14 protein-coding genes are annotated in these 16,772 nt (G+C 72.5%); all 14 read left to right on the top strand.

Translation table 11 applies throughout. The features are described from left to right. Positions 1–57 precede the first annotated feature (57 nt). Positions 58–444 carry a hypothetical protein gene (locus tag AC1ROY_RS33260; RefSeq protein WP_493153252.1) on the top strand — a complete coding sequence of 129 codons (387 nt, stop codon included), beginning with the start codon at positions 58–60 and terminating at the stop codon, positions 442–444. Further along, on the top strand, positions 441–2,468 hold the full coding sequence (locus AC1ROY_RS33265; protein ID WP_493153253.1) for a peptidoglycan D,D-transpeptidase FtsI family protein: 2,028 nt from the start codon (positions 441–443) through the stop codon (positions 2,466–2,468). The genes AC1ROY_RS33260 and AC1ROY_RS33265 overlap by 4 nt, the downstream gene beginning before the upstream one ends. Beyond that, the gene (locus tag AC1ROY_RS33270; protein ID WP_493153254.1) at positions 2,455–3,924 is read left to right on the top strand and encodes a UDP-N-acetylmuramoyl-L-alanyl-D-glutamate--2,6-diaminopimelate ligase; all 1,470 of its coding nucleotides are present in this window, start codon (positions 2,455–2,457) and stop codon (positions 3,922–3,924) included. Before AC1ROY_RS33265 ends, AC1ROY_RS33270 begins: the two co-directional genes overlap by 14 nt. Continuing rightward, positions 3,921–5,312, top strand: a complete 1,392-nt coding sequence (locus AC1ROY_RS33275) for a UDP-N-acetylmuramoyl-tripeptide--D-alanyl-D-alanine ligase (RefSeq protein WP_493153255.1) — start codon at positions 3,921–3,923, stop codon at positions 5,310–5,312. The genes AC1ROY_RS33270 and AC1ROY_RS33275 overlap by 4 nt, the downstream gene beginning before the upstream one ends. Beyond that, complete coding sequence (gene mraY, locus AC1ROY_RS33280; protein WP_493153256.1) at positions 5,309–6,397, top strand: phospho-N-acetylmuramoyl-pentapeptide-transferase; 1,089 nt, start codon at positions 5,309–5,311, stop codon at positions 6,395–6,397. Before AC1ROY_RS33275 ends, mraY begins: the two co-directional genes overlap by 4 nt. Then, positions 6,397–7,752: a UDP-N-acetylmuramoyl-L-alanine--D-glutamate ligase gene (murD, locus tag AC1ROY_RS33285; protein WP_493153264.1), complete on the top strand. Its 1,356-nt coding sequence runs from the start codon at positions 6,397–6,399 to the stop codon at positions 7,750–7,752. Before mraY ends, murD begins: the two co-directional genes overlap by 1 nt. Then, entirely contained in the window at positions 7,749–8,918 is a 1,170-nt protein-coding gene (locus tag AC1ROY_RS33290) for an FtsW/RodA/SpoVE family cell cycle protein (RefSeq protein ID WP_493153265.1), read from the top strand. The genes murD and AC1ROY_RS33290 overlap by 4 nt, the downstream gene beginning before the upstream one ends. Then, positions 8,915–10,045: an undecaprenyldiphospho-muramoylpentapeptide beta-N-acetylglucosaminyltransferase gene (murG, locus tag AC1ROY_RS33295; protein WP_493153257.1), complete on the top strand. Its 1,131-nt coding sequence runs from the start codon at positions 8,915–8,917 to the stop codon at positions 10,043–10,045. The genes AC1ROY_RS33290 and murG overlap by 4 nt, the downstream gene beginning before the upstream one ends. Then, positions 10,045–11,499, top strand: coding sequence for a UDP-N-acetylmuramate--L-alanine ligase (gene murC, locus AC1ROY_RS33300; protein WP_493153258.1), 1,455 nt, complete (start codon positions 10,045–10,047; stop codon positions 11,497–11,499). Before murG ends, murC begins: the two co-directional genes overlap by 1 nt. 2 nt (positions 11,500–11,501) lie before the next feature. After that, positions 11,502–12,404 (top strand): UDP-N-acetylmuramate dehydrogenase, encoded by a 903-nt coding sequence (gene murB / locus AC1ROY_RS33305; protein WP_493153259.1) that lies wholly within the window; start codon positions 11,502–11,504, stop codon positions 12,402–12,404. Further along, positions 12,401–13,360, top strand: a complete 960-nt coding sequence (locus tag AC1ROY_RS33310) for a D-alanine--D-alanine ligase (protein ID WP_493153260.1) — start codon at positions 12,401–12,403, stop codon at positions 13,358–13,360. Before murB ends, AC1ROY_RS33310 begins: the two co-directional genes overlap by 4 nt. After that, positions 13,350–14,222 carry a cell division protein FtsQ/DivIB gene (locus AC1ROY_RS33315; RefSeq protein WP_493153261.1) on the top strand — a complete coding sequence of 291 codons (873 nt, stop codon included), beginning with the start codon at positions 13,350–13,352 and terminating at the stop codon, positions 14,220–14,222. The genes AC1ROY_RS33310 and AC1ROY_RS33315 overlap by 11 nt, the downstream gene beginning before the upstream one ends. Next, on the top strand, positions 14,219–15,526 hold the full coding sequence (gene ftsA, locus AC1ROY_RS33320; protein ID WP_493153262.1) for a cell division protein FtsA: 1,308 nt from the start codon (positions 14,219–14,221) through the stop codon (positions 15,524–15,526). Before AC1ROY_RS33315 ends, ftsA begins: the two co-directional genes overlap by 4 nt. Before the next feature lie 129 nt (positions 15,527–15,655). Beyond that, positions 15,656–16,772 (top strand): cell division protein FtsZ (gene ftsZ / locus AC1ROY_RS33325; RefSeq protein WP_493153263.1); only part of this gene is annotated, 1,117 nt, incomplete at its 3' end.

Raw genomic sequence — 16,772 nt, forward strand, 5'->3', positions numbered from 1 at the left:
TAACATGTCGTGGTTCGTCGGCAGCGGCAGGAGGGTAGAAGACACCGGCAGCGTCAGATGTGGAGAAGAGACAGGCCGCCCACCGCCACCGTCGCCGCGGCGCCGCGGCCGGCACCCGTGGCCGTCGCCGCCGCCACGCCGCCCCCGCGCATGCCGGTCGCGCCGCGGCCGGAGGTGGCCGCCCTGCCGCCCATCGCCGGCCAGGCCGCCGCGCCGGCAACCCCTGCCGCGCGCGTCGCCGACGCGACGCCGGCCCCGCGTCCGGCACCCCGCGCCCGCGCCGAAGCCCCGGCGCCGCGCCCGTCCCAGCTCGCCCAGGCCCCTGTCTCGGCCCCGCCCACGGCGCTTCGCACGGCGATGCATGTGCAGCCGGCGCCCGTCGCCGGCGGTTCACTGCTCGGCGGCGGGATGAGCCTGCCGCCCCCTGTGCCCTTCGGCCGATGAACGACCTGCCGCCCCCCGCCCCGGACGCCCGGCCCCTCGGCTTCGACGGGCTGCCGCTGCCCGAGCCGGCCATGCCGCCGCGCGAGGCCTCCCTGCGGGAGAGCCCCTCGCGCGCGCTGGTGCGCGTGGCCGCCAGCGAGGCCGCGCAGATGCGCAAGATGCGCGCGCGGCTGGCCGTGGCCTCCCTCGGCTTCGGCGTGCTCTTCCTTGCCGTCGCGGCCAAGCTCACCGACGCGACGGTGCTCTCGCCCGCCGCCTCGCGCATCGCCCAGGCGCCGCGCCTGCCACCGCCCGAGCCCGCCGTCAGCCGCGCCGCCATCACCGACCGCAACGGCGAGATCCTGGCCGTCACCGTGCGCGGCACCGCGCTCTACGCGCGCCCGGGCGAGATCGACAATCCGGCCCAGGTGGCCGACCAGCTGATCCGCATCCTGCCGCATCTCGACCGCGCGCGGCTGATCCCGCGCCTCAGCCCGCCGCGGCAGTTCGCCTATCTCGACCGCTTCATCACGCCGCGGCAGCAGCAGGCGATCAACGACCTCGGCATCCTCGGCCTCTACTTCGAGACGGCCGAGCGCCGCACCTATCCGCGCGGCCGCGACGCCGCCCATGTGCTGGGCGCGGTGGACGTGGACGGCGAGGGCATCGCCGGCGTCGAGAAATGGTACGACGAGCGCCTGCGCGTGAGCCCGACGGCGCTGCGGCTGTCCATCGACATCCGCGTCCAGCGCGAGCTGCGCGAGGCGCTGGAATACGCGATCGACCGCTTCAGCGGGATCGGCGGCTCGGCCATCCTGATGGACGTGAACACCGCCGAGGTCATCGGCATGGTGAGCCTGCCGGACTTCGCCGCCTCCGACCTCGCGACCGCGCCGGCCGAGCAGCGCTTCAACCGCGCGGTGACCGGCGCCTACGAGCCGGGCTCGACCTTCAAGCTCTTCACCGCCGCCATGGCGCTGGATTCCGGCACCGTCACGCTGAGCTCGGGCTACGACGCGAGCCGTCCGATCCGCATCGGCCGCTTCCAGATCGACGACTTCCACGGCAAGCATCGCTGGCTCTCGCTGCCGGAGATCATCGCCTATTCCTCGAACCTGGGCGCCGCGCACATGGCGCTGGCGCAGGGCGTCACGCGGCACCGCGAATTCCTGGGGCGCCTCGGCCAGCTCTCGCGCCTCGGCATCGAACTGCCGGAGGCGGCGTCGCCGCTCGCGCCCTCCGCGCGGCGCTGGCGCGACATCAACACCATGACCATCGCCTTCGGCCAGGGCATCTCCGTCACGCCGCTGCACATCATCACCGGCGTTTCCGCCCTGGCGAATGGCGGCATCCTGCGCCAGCCCACCGTGCTCGCCCTCCCGCCCGGACAGGAGCGCGAGGGCGTGCGCGTCCTCAGCGAGCGCACCTCGGAGAGCGTGCGCCGGCTCATGCGCGTGGCCGTCACCGACGGCTCGGCGCGGTCCGCGGAATCGCCCGGCTACTTCGTCGGCGGCAAGACCGGCACGGCCCAGAAGGTGGGCGAGCGCGGGCAGTATCTCGAGAACCGGCGCATCTCCTCCTTCATCGGCGCCTTCCCGATCAACGCGCCGCGCTACGCCCTGCACATCCTGGTGGACGACCCCAAGGGCCGCGCCGACACGGGCGGCTACGCGACCGCCGGCGTGGTGGCCGCGCCGATCGCGCGCCGCGTGATCGAGCGCACCGCCCCCATCCTCGGCCTGGTGCCCGAGACCGAGCGCATGGCGCAGATCCAGCAGACCATCGCGCTCTCGCTGAACGGCTCGCGGCCGGCGCCGCGCCCGGCCGCGAACCCCTCGCCGGCCACGCCTTCCGCCCCTTCGGCCGCACCGCGCGTCCCCGCCATGCTGCCCCGTCCCCTCCCCTCCGTGGAGCCGCAGCCTTCCCCGCTCCGCCGCACCGACGCGACCGACGGCATCGCCATGCCGCGTCTGGTGCTGCATATATCCCCTCCCCTTGCTCTCCCCTCCCCCCAGCCCCCCGAGACAGGCCGTGCAACTCGATGAGCTCCGCGCCCTCTGCCCGAGGCTGAGCGGTTCGGGCTCAGCTGAAATCAGCGGAATCACGGCCGACAGCCGGGCCGTGCGGCCGGGCTTCCTGTTCGCGGCCCTGCCGGGCGTGAAGGCCGACGGGATCAGCTTCATCGCCGAGGCGGTGAGCGCCGGCGCTGCCGCCGTGCTGGCGCCGGAGGGCACGGAATGGCCGGCGCAGGTTCCGGAGCGGCCGCTGCTGCGCGCCGCCGATCCGCGCCGCGTGCTGGCGCTGATGGCCGCCGCCTTCCATGGCACGCAACCGGAGCGGATCGTCGCGATCACCGGCACCAACGGGAAGACGAGCACGGCCGATTTCCATCGCCAGCTCATGACGCTCGCCGGGCGGCGCGCGGCCTCGCTCGGCACGCTGGGGCTGATCGCCGAGGGCTTTCCGGTAGGGCCCAGCCTGACGACGCCGGACCCGGTCTCGCTGCACGCCCAGCTCGCGGCGCTGGCGCGGGCCGATGTGACGGACCTCGCGATGGAGGCCAGCTCGCATGGGCTGGACCAGCGGCGGCTGGACGGCGTGAAGCTCGCGGCCGGCGCCTTCACCAACCTGACGCGCGACCATCTCGACTACCACGGCGACATGGCGGGCTACCGCGCCGCCAAGCTGCGGCTCTTCGACCGGTTGCTGCCCGCTGGCGCGCCGGCCGTGCTGCAGGCGGACATGGACGCCGGGACACTCGCCGCGCTGCGCGGCATCGTGGCCGCGCGCGGGCTCGTCGGCATCGAGGTCGGCGAGGCCGGGCGCGACATCCGGCTGCTCCAGCAGCGCGCGCTGCCGGCCGGCCAGGTCATCGAGATCGACGCCTTCGGCCGGCGCGAGAGCGTGACGCTGGCGCTTCCCGGCCGTTTCCAGGCGGACAACATCCTCGTCGCCATGGGCCTCGCGGCCGGGCTCGGCGTCGATGCGCTCGCGCTGCTGCCCCGCCTGACCGGCGTGCGCGGGCGGATGGAACTGGCGGCCACGCTGCCCAACGGCGCCGCCGTCTATGTGGATTATGCGCACACGCCCGACGCGCTGGAACGGCTGCTGACCGCGCTGCGGCCGCATGTCGCCGAGGGCGCGAAGCTGCACGTGCTCTTCGGCGCCGGCGGCGACCGCGATCCCGGCAAGCGCCCGCTGATGGGCGCGGCCGCGGCCGGCGCCGCCGACGTGCTCTGGGTCACCGACGACAATCCCCGCAGCGAGGATCCCGCGACGATCCGCGCCGCCATCCTCGCCGCCGCGCTCCCCCTCTCCCCTGGCGCCCGCGATGCCGGCGAGCGCCAGGGCGCCATCGCCGCCGCGCTCTCCGCGCTGAAGCCGGGCGACGTGCTCGCCGTCGCCGGCAAGGGACACGAGAGCGGCCAGACCATCGCCGGCGTCACCACGCCCTTCGACGATGCCGAGGTGGTGCGCCGCCTCGCCGGGATCACCTCATGAGCGCCCTCTGGACCTCCCCCGAGCTGCGCGAGGCGACCGGCGGGATCTGCGACGAGTCCCTGGAGGTCTCCGGCATCTCCATCGACACCCGCACCGTCGGTCCCGGCGAGCTCTTCGTCGCGCTGCGCGACGTCCGCGACGGGCATGACTTCGTCGGCCAGGCCTTCGCCAAGGGCGCCGCCGCCATGGTGGACCGCGACATCGACGCCGTCGGCCCCATGCTGCGCGTGGCCGACACGCTGGCCGGCCTCACCGCGCTGGGCGCAGCCGGGCGGGCGCGCAGCACGGCGAAGGTCATCGCCGTCACCGGCAGCGTCGGCAAGACGACGACCAAGGAGATGCTGAAGCGCGCCTGCGCCGCCCTCGGCGCCACCCATGCCTCGGCCGCCAGCCACAACAACCATTGGGGCGTGCCGCTGACCCTCGCCCGCATGCCGCGCGGCACGGAATGGGCCGCGATCGAGATCGGCATGAACCATCGCGGCGAGATCGCGCCCCTCTCGCGCCTCGCCCGGCCCCGCGTGGCGGTCGTGACCAATGTGGGCACGGCCCATATCGGCCATCTCGGCAGCGCCGAGGCCATCGCGGAGGAGAAGGCCGACATCGCCGCCGGCATCGCCCGTTGCGGCGTCGCCATCCTCCCGCAGGACAGTCCGCATTTTTCCCGCATGGCCGATATCGCCGCCGGCTACGGCGCCCAGGTGGTGGGCTTCGGCGAAGACCCCGGCTCCACGGCGCGGCTGGTGGCGTATCGCGGCACGGAAGCAGCCGGCGAGGCGGAGTTCGACCTCTCCGGCCGCTACGTGACGCTGCGCCTCGAGCAGCCCGGCAAGCACATGGCGATGAACGCCCTGGCCGCGCTGGCCGCCATCCAGGCCGCGGGGGGCGATGCCGGCCTTGCCGCCGCCGCGCTCTCGGGCTTCGGCGCCGGTGCCGGGCGCGGCGAGATGCGCCGCATCTCCACGCCCGACAACGGCACCGCCCTTCTCCTCGACGAGAGCTACAACGCCTCGGATTCCGCGGTGCGCGCCGCCTTCGCGGTGCTGCAGCAGCAGAAGGCGAAGCGCCGCATCGCCGTCCTCGGCGACATGCTGGAGATGGGCGAGTTCGGTCCCGCCCTGCACGAGGCGCTGGCCACCGATGCGGCCAGCGCGGCCGAGCTGGTCTATGCCTGCGGCCCCCTCATGGGGCATCTCTTCGCGGCCCTGCCGGATTCCCACCGCGGGGCACACACACAGGACGCCGCGAGCCTCGCGCCCATCGTCGCCGCCGCGCTCCGCGACGGCGACGCGGTGCTGGTGAAGGGATCGCTCGGCATGCGCATGGCCGAGATCATCCGCGCGATCACGGGCGCCGAGAGGAATGGCGCCGAGAGGAAGACCGCATGATCCCCCTGCTGCTCGGCCCGTTGGCCGACGACTTCATCCTGTTCAACCTGGCGCGCTACACCACCTTCCGCGCGGGCGCCGCCTGCATGACGGCGCTGTTCATCGCTCTGGTCTTCGGCAAGTCCATCATCGACTGGCTGCGCACCTTCCAGCCCAACGGCCAGCCCATCCGCGAGGACGGGCCGGCGAGCCACCTCATCACCAAGAAGGGCACGCCCACCATGGGCGGCGTGCTGATCCTGCTGTCGCTGACGCTCTCCGTGCTGCTCTGGGCCGACCTGCGCAACGGCTTCGTCTGGGCGGTGCTCTTCGTGACGCTGGGCTATGGCTGCCTCGGCTTCGTGGACGATTGGCTGAAGGTCACCAAGCGGAACACCAAGGGCGTCTCCGGGCGCCAGAAGCTGATGGCGCAGGGGGCCATCGCGCTCGGCGCGGCCATCTGGTTCTCGCTGATGCTGCCCGATCCGCTCTCCACCACCATGGCCGTGCCCTTCCTCAAGGACACGCTGATCCCGCTCGGCCTCGCCTTCCCCTTCGTGGCGATGTTCGTGATGATGGGCGCCAGCAACGCCGTGAACCTGACGGACGGGCTGGACGGGCTGGCCATCGTGCCCGTCATGATCGCCTCGGCCGTCTTCGCGCTGATCGCCTATCTCGTCGGCAACCGCGTTTTCGCGGACTACCTGCAGCTGCACGGCGTGCAGGGCGCGGGCGAGCTCGCGGTCTTCTGCTCGGCGCTGATCGGCGCCTCGCTCGGCTTCCTCTGGTTCAACGCCCCGCCGGCCGCCGTCTTCATGGGCGACACGGGCAGCCTCGCGCTGGGCGGCGCGCTGGGGGCAGTGGCGGTGGCGACCAAGCACGAGATCGTGCTGGCCATCGTGGGCGGCCTCTTCGTGGTGGAGACGCTGTCGGTCATCATCCAGGTCTTCTGGTTCAAGCGGACCGGCAAGCGCGTCTTCCTGATGGCGCCGCTGCACCACCACTTCGAGAAGAAGGGCTGGGCCGAGCCCACCATCGTGATCCGCTTCTGGATCATCGCGATGGTGCTGGCGCTGGTGGGCCTTTCCACGTTGAAGATCCGATGATGAAGCCATTTGTCGGGCAGCGAATTGCGGTGGTGGGGCTCGGCAAGGCCGGGCTTCCGGCCGCGCGCCGCCTGCGCGAATGGGGCGCCGAGGTGACGGCCTGGGACGACAAGGCCCCGGGCCGCGAAGAGGCCGTGGCCGCTGGACTGCATGTGGCTGATCCGGCAGCGGATTTTTCTTATGATACGCTGCTGCTCTCGCCCGGCATCCCGCACACGCTGCCGCGCGTGCATCCGGCGGCGGCGGCGGCGCGCGCGGCCGGCAAGCCTATCCTCGTGGACGTGGAGTTCCTCTACCGCGCGGTCCGCGCCGCCGGCAGCAAGGCGCGCTTCGTCGGCATCACCGGCACAAACGGCAAGAGCACGACGACGGCCCTGCTCGCCCACCTGATCGCGCAGGCCGGCATCCCCGTGCAGGCGGGCGGCAATCTCGGGCCGGCGGCGCTGGACATGCCCATCCTCGGCGACGACGGCATCTACGTCCTCGAAATGTCGTCCTACATGCTGGAGCGAATCGAGTCGCTTCGATTCAACTGTGCAACCATGCTGAATCTCAGCGCCGACCATCTCGACCGCCATGGCGACATGGCCGGTTACCGCGCCGCCAAGGCGCGCATCTTCGCGACGCAGCGCGCCGAGGACACGGCCGTGCTCGGCATGGACGACCCGGAGACGGCCAGCCTGCGCGACGGGCTAGCGGCGCATGTCATCCCCATCTCCGCGCATACGGCGCAGCACCACGGCGTCTGGGCCACCGGCAGCCTGCTGCGCGACGAGCGCGGCCTGATCGCCGACCTCTCCACCTGCCCCACCCTTCCCGGCGAGCACAACGCCCAGAACGCCGCGGCGGCCTGCGCCATGGCGATCTCGCTCGGCCTGCGCCGCAACGACCTCGCCGACGGCCTGCACAGCTATCCCGGCCTGCCGCATCGGCAGGAGGTCGTGGGCACGATCCGCGGCGTGCGCTTCGTGAACGACAGCAAGGCCACCAATGCCGACAGCGCCGCCAGGGCGCTCGCCAGCTACGAGCGCGTGGTCTGGATCGCCGGCGGCATGGGCAAGGAAGGCGGCATCGCGCCGCTGGCGCCGCACTTCCCGCGCATCGCCCATGCTTATCTCATCGGCCAGGACGGCGGGATCTTCGCCGCGACGCTCGCCGAGCACGGCGTGCCGCATCTGCGGCTCGAGACGCTGGACGAGGCCGTCTCCGCCGCCGCGATCGCCGCCTTCGCCGGCGCCGCCGACGTGGTGCTGCTCTCGCCGGCCGCGGCGTCCTGGGACCAGTTCACCGGCTTTGACCAGCGCGGCGACCATTTCCGCACGCTCGTCCGGAACCTTCTCGGAGGGCAGGCCTGATGGCCGTCTCGCGCACCGACACCTCGATCCTCGGCCGCTGGTGGTGGAGCGTGGACCGCTGGACGCTCGCCGCCCTGATGGCGCTCATCGCCATCGGCTACGTGATGATGCTCTCCGCCTCGCCGGCGGTCGCCGAGCGCATCGGCGCCTCCTCGCGCCACATGTTCCTGCTGCGCCAGGTCTTCTACTCGGCCATCGCGGTCGCCGTCATGATCGCCTGCTCGCTCTGCACGCCGCGCTGGGTGCTGCGACTGGCGCTGCTGGGCGCGATGGGCGCGCTGGTGCTGACGGCCGCGACGCTGGTGATCGGCGTCGAGATCAAGGGCGCGCGGCGCTGGCTGCCCATCCCGGGCCTCTCGCTGCAGCCCTCGGAATTCCTCAAGCCCTGCCTCGCGGTGGCCTGCGGCTGGCTGATCGCGGAAGGCAAGCGCTCGCGCCGCTTCCCGGGGCTGATCATCGCCATCGGCCTCATCGGCATGGTCGCGCTGCTGCTGAAGCAGCAGCCGGATATCGGCATGCTCGCTGTCATCGTCATGGTCTTCATGGCGCAGGTCTTCGTCTCGGGCATCAACATGTTCTGGGTCCTGATGGCCGTCCCCGCCGCCGCCGGCTTCGGCATGCTGGCCTACATGTTCCAGCCCCACGTGCGCAGCCGCGTGCAGCGCTTCCTCGACCCCGAGGCGGGCGACAACTTCCAGATCCGCATGTCGCTGGAGGCCTTCGGCAACGGCGGCCTGCTCGGCCGCGGCCCTGGCGAGGGCCGCGTGAAGGATGTGCTGCCCGACGCCCATGCCGACTTCGTCTTCCCTGTCGTGGGCGAGGAGTTCGGGCTGGTCGTCTGCCTCGTGATCCTGGCGATCTTCGCCTTCGTGGTGATCAGCGGCCTGGTCCGCCTGCGCCATGAGCGCGACCCCTATGTGACGCTGGCCGCGACCGGCCTGCTGACGCAGTTCGGCCTGCAGGCCTTCATCAACATGGCCAGCTCGCTCCACCTGATCCCGACCAAGGGCATGACCCTGCCCTTCGTGAGCTATGGCGGCTCCTCGGTGATCGCGCTGGCCGTCGGCATGGGCTTCCTGCTCGCGCTCACCCGCAGGCGCACGCCCCGGGCCGAGGATTCGCAGCCCTTTATGCCGGCAGGCGGCCGCATGCCGGTCATGACATGAGAGGACCTTCGGTGCGCCCCATCGCGATCGCGGCCGGCGGCACGGGCGGGCACCTCTTCCCCGCCGAGGCCCTGGCGGCCGAGTTGTCCGCGCGCGGCGAGCGCATCGTGCTCTTCACCGACGGGCGCTCGGCGGCCTTCGACAGCCCGGCCTTCGCCAATGCCGAGCGCTTCGTGCTGAGCGGCGAGGGCATCGCCGGGCGCAACCTGCTGCGCGCGGCCAAGGGGGCAGCCAAGCTCGCCGCCGGCACCATGACGGCGCGGCGGCTGCTGAAGCGGCTCGACGCCGCGGCGGTGGTGGGCTTCGGCGGTTATCCCGCCATCCCGCCGGCCCTGGCCGCGCTGACGCTGGGCAAGCGGCGGCCCGCCGTGATCCTGCACGAGCAGAACGCCGTCCTCGGGCGCGCCAACCGCGCGCTGGCGCCGCGCGCCGACCTGCTGGCGCTCGCCTATGCCGAGACGACGAAGGTCCCCCGCAACGCCAAGACGCAGGTGGTGGGCAATCCGGTGCGGCCGGCGCTCGCCGCGCTGGCCGGCGCTGGCTACCCCTCGCCCGAGGGCGCGCTGCGGCTGCTGGTGACGGGCGGCTCGCTCGGCGCCCGGGTCTTCGCGGATCTGGTGCCGCCGGCCATCGCCGCCCTGCCGGAGTCGATCCGCTCCCGCCTGCTGGTCGCCCAGCAATGCCGCGTGGAGGATCTGGAGCGGGTCCGCGCCGCCTATGCCGGCACCGGCATCCCGGTCGAGCTCTCGCCCTTCTTCCCGGACATCGCAGGAAGGCTGGCCAACGCGCATCTGGTCATCGCCCGCTCCGGCGCCTCGACGGTCGCCGAGCTGGCTTGCGCCGGCCGGCCCTCCCTGCTGCTGCCCCTGCCCTCGGCGATCGACAACCACCAGTTCGCCAATGCGCGCGCGCTCGCGGAGGCCGGAGCGGCCCTGATTCTCCCTCAGGCGAGCACCACCCCGGCGCGGCTCGCTGAATTGCTTACGGAATTTCTGGGCTCGCCGGAAAGGCTTGCCGAAGCGGCCCGTGCTGCGGCATCCCTGGCCAGACCCCAGGCCGCGCGGGACCTCGCCGACCTCGTCCTCGCCCTCGCCAACCGGGCCAACCTGCTTCAGGAACCACGCTGATGCGCGCGCTGCCGCTCTCGATCGGGACCATCCACTTCGTCGGTATCGGCGGCATCGGCATGTCCGGGATCGCCGAGGTGCTGCATAACCTGGGCTATTCGGTGCAGGGCAGCGACCTCTCCGAGAGCGCCAACGTCGCCCGGCTGCGAGAGGCTGGGATTCGCGTGACGGTCGGCCATGCCGCGGAAAACCTCGGCTCCGCCCAGGTCGTCGTCGTCAGCACGGCCGTGAAGCGCGACAATCCCGAGGTCCAGGCGGCCCGTGCCCGGCTGCTGCCCGTCGTCCGCCGCGCCGAGATGCTGGCCGAGCTCATGCGCCTGAAATGGGGCATCGCCGTCGGCGGCACCCACGGCAAGACCACCACCACCAGCCTCATCGCCTGCGTGCTGGAGCAGGCCAAGCTCGATCCCACCGTCATCAACGGCGGCATCATCAACGCCTATGGCACCAACACGCGCATGGGCACCGGCGAGTGGATGGTCGTCGAGGCCGACGAGAGCGACGGCAGCTTCCTCCGGCTCCCCGCCACGGTCGCCGTCGTCACCAACATGGATGCCGAGCACCTCGACCACTGGGGCACCGAGGAGGCCATGAAGGAGGGCTACGCCCAGTTCGTCGGCAACATCCCCTTCTACGGCTTCGCCGTCCTCTGCGCCGATCACCCCGGCGTGCAGCAGATGATCCCGAAGCTGGACCGCCGCCTCGTCACCTACGGCTTCTCGCCCCAGGCCGACGTGCGCGCCGAGAAGCTCCTCACCAACCGCATGGGCGCCAGCTTCGAGGTCACGGTGCAGGACCGCACCACCGGCCGCGCCCGCACGCTGCAGCCCTTCCGCCTGCCCATGCTCGGCCAGCACAACGTCCAGAACGCGCTGGCGGCGATCGCGGTCGGCGTCGAGATGGACGTGCCGGAGGATGTGATCCGCGCCGCGCTCGCCGGCTTCAAGGGCGTGAAGCGCCGCTTCACCCGGGTCGGCGAGACCGGCGGCATCACCGTGATCGACGATTACGGCCACCACCCCGTCGAGATCGCCGCCGTGCTCAAGGCCGCCCGCCAGGCCGGCGCGCGCGATGTGATCGCCGTGGTGCAGCCGCACCGCTACACCCGCCTCAGCCAGCTCTTCGCAGAGTTCTGCGCCTGCATGAACGACGCCGGCACGGTGATCGTGGCCGATGTCTACGCGGCCGGCGAGGCGCCGATCGAGGGCGTGGACAAGGACGCGCTGGTCGAGGGCCTGCGCGCCCGCGGCCATCGCAGCGTCGTGCCGCTGCCCGAGCCCGCCAGCCTGCCCGAGATGATCAACGCCATGGCCAAGCCGGGCGACTACGTGGTCTGCCTCGGCGCCGGCAACATCACGGCATGGGCGCATGCGCTGCCGGAGCAGCTCGCCGCGCTCCAGGCCCAGGGTGGCAGCAGGGGGGGCGCGCGCGTGACCCCGCTCCGTCGCGCATGAGCATGCGCGACGCCACCTCCCATCGCGTGCCGGCCATCCGCGGCCGGGTGGAGGCGGGCGCGAGCCTCGCGCCCTTCACCTGGTTCCGCGTGGGCGGACCGGCGGAGTGGCTCGCGCGCCCGGCCGATGCCGGGGATCTTCTCGCCCTGCTCACGGCCCTCGATCCGGAAACGCCGCTGACGGTGCTGGGCGCGGCCTCCAACCTCATCATCCGCGACGGCGGGCTGCCGGGCGTGGTCCTGCGGCTGCCGGCGCGCGGCTTCGGCGGGGTGACGGTCGAGGCGGATGGGGTGATCGCCGGCGCCACGGCCCTGGACGCCGTCGTCGCCGAGCACGCGGCCGCCGCCGGCCTCGCCGGGCTGGAGTTTCTGTCCGGCATCCCCGGCAGCATCGGCGGCGCCATCGCCATGAATGCCGGCGCCTATGGGCGCGAGATCGTCGATGTCCTGGACTGGGCCGAGATCGCCATACCGGATGGCCTGGTCCGCCTCGATGCCGTGGGCCTCAAGCTCGCCTATCGCCATGCCGAGCTGCCGCCGCGCGGCGTCGTCACCCGCGCCCGCCTACGCGCCGCGCCCGGCGACACGGCCGCCATCGCCGCCCGCATGGCCGGGATCAAGGCCTCGCGCGAGGCCACTCAGCCCATCCGCTCGCGCACCGGCGGCAGCACCTTCCGCAACCCGCCGGGCCACAAGGCCTGGGCGCTGATCGACGCGGCCGGCTGCCGCGGCCTGCGCCTCGGCGGCGCCGAGGTCAGCGAGAAGCACACCAACTTCCTCCTCAACACCGGCGGCGCCACGGCCGCCGACCTCGAAGCCCTCGGCGAGCAGGTCCGTGCCCGCGTGCTGGAGCACGCCGGCATCGAGCTGCACTGGGAAATCAAGCGAATCGGAGTTCCGGCATGAACGCGTTCACCCCGAACAGCCGCGATCCGAAGGACACGCATGTGGCCGTGCTGCTCGGCGGCATCTCCGCCGAGCGCGAGGTCAGCCTCGCCAGCGGCGGCAAGGTGATCGAGGCGCTGCGCCAGTTCGGCTATCGCGTCACGCCCATCGATGTCGGCGCCGACCTCACCGCCACCATCTCCGCCCTGCGCGCCACCGCGCCGGACGTGGTGTTCAACGCGCTGCACGGCCGCTTCGGCGAGGATGGCTGCATCCAGGGCGTGCTCGACTGGATGGGGCTGCCCTACACGCATTCCGGCCTCCGCGCCTCGGCGCTCGCCATGGACAAGGTGGCCGCCAAGGCCGTCTTCCGCGCCGCCGGCCTGCCCGTGCTCCCCAGCCGGATCGTGGACATGGACGAGCTGGAGGCGGACGATCCGATGCCCCGCCCCTTCGTCGTGAAGCCCGTCAACGAGGGCTCCTCGGTCGGGGTCCACATCCTGCGCACCGGCGACAACCGCCGCGCCGAGATCGCCCGCAGCTGGCGCTTCGGCAACCAGGCCCTGGTCGAGGAGTATATCCCCGGCCGCGAGATCACCGTGGGCGTGATGGGCGACCGCGCGCTGGCCGTGACGGACATCCTCGCCGATGCCGGCGAGTTCTACGACTACGAGTCGAAATACGCCGAGGGAGGCTCGCGCCACGTCATCCCCGCGGCCATCGACCCCGCCGTCTACCAGAAGGCCCTGGAGGTCGCCGTCGCCGCGCACCAGGCGCTGGGCTGCCGCGGTGCCACCCGCTCGGACTTCCGCTACGACGACACCAACGGCGAGCCCGGCCGCCTGGTCCTGCTGGAGGTCAACACCCAGCCCGGCCTGACGCCCACCTCGCTGTTGCCCGAGCAGGCCGCGCATCAGGGCATCGGCTTCCCCGCGCTCTGCGCCTGGATGGTGGAGCAGGCCGCCCATGGCCCGTGAGCCCCGCACGCGCAATGCCGCGAAGCCGCCGAAGCGGCCCTCGGCGACGCGCCTCTGGTTCAAGCGCTGGCGCAACGCGCTGCGCGGCGTCGGCCTCGCCTCCGTGGCGCTGGTCGCCGTCGGCGCGCTCGCCATCGGCGTGGTCGCGCTCGATCCCGCGGCGCGGCTGCGCGACACCGCCGCCAGCCTGGCCGAGCTCGGCCGCGGCCCCGGCCTCTCCATCCAGGAGATCCGCATCGAGGGCCGCGAGTTCGCCCCGCGCGAGGCCCTGCTGACCGCCATCGCCACCACCCCCGGCGAGGCCATGCTCGACTTCGACCCCGCCGCGGCCAAGGAGCGGCTGGAGCGCATCGCCTGGGTCGAGCACGCGCATGTCGAGCGCCGGTTGCCCGGCACCATCCTGATCCGCCTCACCGAGCGCCGGGCCTTCGCCGTCTGGCAGCGCGAGGGCCGCTTCGCCGTCATCGACCGCGAGGGCCGCGTTATGGCGACCGAGCGCCTCCAGGCCTTCGGCCCCCTGCCGCTGGTCGTCGGCATCGGCGCCGAGCGTGGGGCCGCCGCCATGATCGACCTGCTGCGCAGCTCGCCCGAGATCGCCGACCGGGTCCAGGCCATCGTCCGCGTCTCCGAGCGGCGCTGGAACCTGCGGCTGCAGAACGGCGCCGACATCCTGCTGCCTGAGGGCCATGAGGAGGCGGCCATCACCCGCCTCGCCGAGCTGCAGGCGCGCGACAAGCTGCTGGACCGCCCGCTCGCGGCCGTGGACATGCGCCTGCCCGACCGTCTCGTGGTCCGCATGCAGCCCTCGGCGCCGGCCACGCCGGCCGCTTCCGCCACCCCAGCTCGGAGCCAGCGCGGATGAACGAGCTCGTTCGCTACACCCCCCCGCAGTCCGAGCTGCCGACCCGCGGCATCCGGCTCGGCAAGGCCCGCTCCGGCGCCTTCGGCGTGCTGGACATCGGCTCGACCAAGATCGTCTGCCTGATCGCCCGCATCGAGAGCGACGGCACGCCCCGCGCGCTGGGCTTCGGCTGGCAGAAGTCGCGCGGAGTGAAGGCCGGCTCCATCGTGGACATGGAGGAGGCCGAGCGCAGCATCCGCGCCGCCGTCGCCTCCGCCGAGGAGATGGCGGACACGCTGCTCAAGGGCGTGATCGTCAACCTCTCCTGCGGCCAGCCGGAGAGCCGGACGCACAACATCCTCTGGCAGGTCGCCGGCCGCCCCGTCACCGAGGCCGACCTCCGCGGCATCATGACCGAGGGCGTCCGCCGCACCGAGGCCGAGGGCCGCGAGGCCGTGCACTCCTTCCCGCTCGCCTTCCAGGTGGATGCGACCGGCGGCGTGGACGACCCGCGCGGCATGGTCTGCGACACGCTGGGCGCCAGGCTGCACGTGCTCGACGCCGCCAGCCACGCGCTGTTCAACCTCGGCCAGTGCCTGCACCGCTGCGAGCTGGAGGCGGAGGAGATGGTCTCCTCCCCCTTCGCCGCCGGCCTCGCGACGCTGGTGGACGACGAGCGCGAGCTCGGCGCCGTGGTGGTGGACATGGGCGGCGGCACGACCAGCCTCGCCGCCTTCGCCGATGGGCGGCTGATGCACACCGCCCAGCTTCCGGTCGGCGGATGGCAGGTCACCAATGACCTGGCCCGGGTGCTCTCCACGCCGATCACCCACGCCGAGCGGCTGAAGACCATGCATGGCAGCGTCCTGGAATCGGCCGAGGACCGCGGCGAGATGCTGCCGGTCCCGCTGGTCGGCGAGGATGACGACCAGATCGCCCGCATCCCCCGCGAGATGATCATCCGCATCATCCGCCCGCGGCTGGAGGAGAGTTTCGAACTGTTGCGCGACCGTCTCGAAGGCAGCGGCCTGCCGGCCGAGATGCGCCGGCGCATCGTGCTGACCGGCGGCGCCTCGCAGCTCATCGGCGCGCGCGAGCTGGCGCAGCGGGTGCTGGGCCGCGAGACCACCATCCGCCTCGGCCGCCCGCGGCTGGTGCGCGGCCTGCCCGAGACTGCCTCGGGCCCCGGCTTCTCCGGCGCCATCGGCCTGCTGGCCTGGGCCGCCGGCGAGGGCCGTCCCTTCATGGACTTCACCCCCGGCCCGCCGCCCTCGCAGGGCGGCTGGATCCGCCGCGGCCTCGCCTGGCTGCGGGAGCGGGTCTGATGGAAAAGGTTACAGGCCCAGATGACAGATTTTCGACGACAAGCCTGTGGATAACGGGGACGACGCCCCCCTGCTTGAAGACTCGAATCGCTTCCGGTGCTCTAAGCTAAGCTGAGGAGACCTCACCCAATGACCCTGAACCTGACGCTGCCGGTGACCCAGCATACGGATTTCTCGCCCCGCATCGCCGTCATCGGCGTGGGCGGCGGCGGTACCAATGCCGTCAACAACATGATCAACCTCGGTCTGGACGGGGTCGAGTTCATCGTCGCCAACACCGATGCTCAGGCGCTGGTCAACAGCCGCTCCGAGCGGCGCGTGCAGCTTGGTCCCCACCTGACGCAGGGCCTCGGCGCCGGCGCCAAGCCGGAGATCGGCCGCGCCGCCGCCGAGGAGGCCACCGACGAGCTGGCCCGCCACCTCGAGGGCTGCCACATGGTCTTCGTCACCGCCGGCATGGGCGGCGGCACGGGCACGGGCGCCGCGCCGGTCATCGCCCGCATGGCCCGCGAGCGGGGAATCCTCACCGTCGGCGTGGTCACCAAGCCCTTCGACTTCGAGGGGCCGAAGCGCAAGCGCAGCGCCGACCTCGGCCTGGAGGAGTTGCAGCAGTTCGTGGACACGCTGATCGTGATCCCGAACCAGAACCTGTTCCGGCTGGCCAACGAGCGGACGACCTTCGCCGAGGCCTTCAAGATGGCCGATAACGTCCTCTACATGGGCGTGCGCGGCGTGACCGACCTGATGGTCAATCCCGGCATCGTGAACCTCGACTTCGCCGACATCCGCACGATCATGGCGGAGATGGGCAAGGCCATGATGGGCACGGGCGAGGCCGAGGGCGAGGACCGCGCCGTGAAGGCCTCCGAGGCCGCCATCAGCAACCCGCTGCTGGAGGACACCTCCATGCGCGGCGCCAAGGGCGTGCTCATCAACATCACCGGCGGCCTCGACATGACGCTGTTCGAGGTGGACGAGGCCGCGATGCGCATCCGCCGCGAGGTCGACGAGGACGCCAACATCATCTTCGGCTCCTCGATCGACGAGAACATGAACGGCCGGATCCGCGTCTCGGTCGTGGCGACGGGCATCGATCTCGCCTCGATGGGCGCGACCATGAACTCGACGGCGGCCGCAGCCCCCGCGGCCGGCCCGCGCCTCGCCGTGGTCAACCCGCCGATGGCGGCGCCGGCGCCCGCGCCGGCCGCCGCGCGCGCGCCTTCCGGCCCTCTCGGCGCGCCGACCG

The organism is Roseococcus sp. GW821-FHT12F05 (assembly GCF_058806835.1).

What these genes read in the sequence shown, in the direction of transcription:
- AC1ROY_RS33260 (WP_493153252.1), top strand. Translation starts at nt 58, where the DNA reads ATGTGGAGAAGAGACAGGCCGCCCACCGCCACCGTCGCCGCGGCGCCG.
- AC1ROY_RS33265 (WP_493153253.1), top strand. Translation starts at nt 441, where the DNA reads ATGAACGACCTGCCGCCCCCCGCCCCGGACGCCCGGCCCCTCGGCTTC.
- AC1ROY_RS33275 (WP_493153255.1), top strand. Translation starts at nt 3,921, where the DNA reads ATGAGCGCCCTCTGGACCTCCCCCGAGCTGCGCGAGGCGACCGGCGGG.
- mraY (WP_493153256.1), top strand. Translation starts at nt 5,309, where the DNA reads ATGATCCCCCTGCTGCTCGGCCCGTTGGCCGACGACTTCATCCTGTTC.
- murD (WP_493153264.1), top strand. Translation starts at nt 6,397, where the DNA reads ATGAAGCCATTTGTCGGGCAGCGAATTGCGGTGGTGGGGCTCGGCAAG.
- murG (WP_493153257.1), top strand. Translation starts at nt 8,915, where the DNA reads ATGAGAGGACCTTCGGTGCGCCCCATCGCGATCGCGGCCGGCGGCACG.
- murC (WP_493153258.1), top strand. Translation starts at nt 10,045, where the DNA reads ATGCGCGCGCTGCCGCTCTCGATCGGGACCATCCACTTCGTCGGTATC.
- murB (WP_493153259.1), top strand. Translation starts at nt 11,502, where the DNA reads ATGCGCGACGCCACCTCCCATCGCGTGCCGGCCATCCGCGGCCGGGTG.
- AC1ROY_RS33310 (WP_493153260.1), top strand. Translation starts at nt 12,401, where the DNA reads ATGAACGCGTTCACCCCGAACAGCCGCGATCCGAAGGACACGCATGTG.
- AC1ROY_RS33315 (WP_493153261.1), top strand. Translation starts at nt 13,350, where the DNA reads ATGGCCCGTGAGCCCCGCACGCGCAATGCCGCGAAGCCGCCGAAGCGG.
- ftsA (WP_493153262.1), top strand. Translation starts at nt 14,219, where the DNA reads ATGAACGAGCTCGTTCGCTACACCCCCCCGCAGTCCGAGCTGCCGACC.